The organism is Rhizobium sp. 01T417 (genome assembly GCF_056398905.1).
This window is the reverse complement of the sequence record NZ_JBFTQH010000092.1, coordinates 1-2,639: the sequence shown is the minus strand read 5'-3', so window position 1 is coordinate 2,639 and position 2,639 is coordinate 1. Positions and strand designations below refer to the sequence as shown.

Annotated in this window: 2 protein-coding genes; both read left to right on the top strand. The window is 58.4% G+C overall.

The window, feature by feature from the left end; genetic code table 11:
- Positions 1-270: 270 nt before the first annotated feature.
- A complete protein-coding gene (locus AC1DPR_RS31515) occupies positions 271-1,593 on the top strand; it encodes an NAD-binding protein (RefSeq protein WP_477106141.1) in 1,323 nt (440 codons plus the stop codon).
- A 74-nt stretch (positions 1,594-1,667) separates the two neighbouring features.
- A partial coding sequence (locus AC1DPR_RS31510) for a Bug family tripartite tricarboxylate transporter substrate binding protein (RefSeq protein ID WP_477106142.1) occupies positions 1,668-2,639 on the top strand: 972 nt, incomplete at its 3' end.

The following is a 2,639-nucleotide window of genomic DNA, read 5'->3' as shown; positions in this document are numbered from 1 at the left end:
CCTTCCGGGAGTCCGGAGGCATGCCGACTTTGCTTTCGGTGCATCTCGGGATCGTCATGGCCCTGTTCGCGACACTTCCTTACGGAAAATTCGCGCACGGCATCTTCCGCTCAGCGGCGCTGATGAAATCGGCGCTGGAGAAGCGGCAAGCAAACAACCTCAAGTTAGGCAGCGAATAATACAGAGCGTTACCCCGAGGGGCCTTGCATGTGAGTTGGCATTGAAACTGCCCGTGCGGGCCAGGGGACCGTCGAACTATAGGAGACTCAGATGAAGGTTGGATACGTTGGCTTGGGAGCGCTCGGAGGAGAGCTTGCGCGTCGCTTTATTGGCAAGCACGAACTCTGCGTCTGGGACCTCAATCCACAGGCTCTTGAAACATTTAGAAGCCTTGGCGCAACGGTAGCTACCTCGGCAGCCGACCTTGGCAAGCAGTGTGAGGCTGTCGTTGTCTGCTTGCCGCGAAGCTCCGATGTGCTTCAGCTCGTATCCGGTCCCGACGGATTGGCGACGGGATTGTCGGCAGGCAAGATGGTTATCGACCAGACCAGCGGCATTCCCGCAGAAACGAGGAAGATCGCTTCGCTGCTCTCCGAAATCGGCGTCCAGATGATGGATGCCGCGGTCTCCGCGAGCCCTCAGATCGTGGCGAGTGGCGGTGCGACGCTCATGGTCGCTGGGCCAGACGCGCTTTATGAACGGGCGCGCCCCTTGCTCGAAACCATGGCCGGTACCATCTATCGCTGTGGCAGTCAGATTGGTGATGGGCAGGCCATGAAGATGGTAAACAACGCGATGAACGGTGCATGTCGAATGGGCATGCTGGAGATCGTTGCAATGGGGATGAAAGCCGGGCATCCCCTGGAGCGGATGGCGGTCGAGGTGAACGAAAGCCGGCTGGGGCGAAGCCAGGTCACGGAGAAGATGTTGCCCGCTCTGGTGGAGGGCCGAGCGTCGACACGCTTCGGGTTGCCGCTCATGCTCAAGGATATTACCCAGGCGATGATGCTTGGAATGGAGGTCGGCGTCCCGATGCCAATCACCAGCATCGTTCGAGGATTGCTGCAGGTTGGCGTCAACACGCTCGGTCAGGGATCCCAGCTCGAGGACATGGTTGACGTCATCGGGAGGATGGCCGGTACGACAATTGCCCCAAGTGATGCAGAGAGAAAGCGGGACAGCGAAACGGCCGGCTTGGACGCCAGCGTTGTGGGCTCCTTCGTGGAAGCCGCCATGTTCGCGCTGGGACAATTGGTTACCTATGAATGCACCGCGCTGGGTGTGGCATACGGCCTGCGCCTCCAGGACATCGCCACGGTTATCAATACCAGCTCCGGTTGGAGTGGAGCATCGCGCGTCTTGTTGCCCGCACTGTTGGCTGGTGATCGCAGCCCGGTTTGGTCTCTGCGTGAGGTTGCGGAAAAGTTGAGCCAGGCATGTGCGCTCGGCAGTAAGGTCGGAGCACCTATGTTCGTGTGTAACCAGGTACGTTGCCTGTATGAACAGGCTGCCGTGTCTGCTGGTGAAAAAGCCGATGTCGCCGAAGTGGCGGGCGTCGTCGAAGTTGCGGCAGGAATTCGCTTCCTGCAATAGCAATAGCGAAGTTTGCTTTGGTGGTAAGGAGCTATTCATCGACGAATAGCCAATATAAGTTTGTTGGAGACAATATGAAGCGCCCCACGCTGAAGGCTCTCGCCTTCTTTGGCATTGCACTCGCAAGCGCCTCCGCATGTTATGCGGCGGACCCATTCCCTACGCGACCGATACGGATTGTTGTTAACACCGCACCTGGCGGTCTGCTTGACTTCACCATCCGCCTCGTCGCCAAGGAGATGGGTGCCAATCTCAAACAGTCGGTCATCGTCGAGAACCGCGCCGGTGGGGACGGCCTGATCGGTATCAATGTTGCCAAGGCGGCGCCGGCGGACGGCTATACGCTTCTGGGCTCGGCAGGCACCATGGCGTTTCAACAAGTCATCCGCCAAGACCCTGGCTACGACCTGACACGCGACTTTACGGGAGTGGGCTTCGTTGGACGATCGCCATTCCTGGTTGTGGTGTCACCCGAACAGCCGGACAAGACACTCAAGGAATTCGTCTCTCGGGCAAAGAGCAGTCCGAACTCGCTCTCGTACGCTTCGGCGGGTGTAGGAACTGCTCCTCACTTCGCTGCCGCAATCTTCAATCAGAAGGCTGGCCTACACCTTCTGCACGTGCCATATAAAGGAAATGGGCCTGCCATTCCGGACGTGATGAGCGGCCGGGTGAACATGATTTTTGAAGCATATTCAAGCAGTCGCGGCTATATCACGTCCGGGAAACTGAAGGCCCTGGCCGTTACCTCGACCTCACGGATCGCAGCGCTGCCCAATGTTCCCACGCTCGCTGAAGAAGGCATTCCCGGCTACAGCTATTACACCTGGATGGGCTTAGTCGCCCCCGCCGGCACCCCCAAGGACGTCGTGCAACGCCTTTCGGAGGCTCTGAAGAGCGCGATGAGCAGTAAGGCACTGACTGAACGCCTCAATGGAGAGGGCATCGAAACACCCCATATGACGACGGCCGAGTTCAACGACTATCTTGCCAATGAAGTAAGTCAGACACGGAAGCTCGTTACCGACCTCAAGCTGCCTAAACAG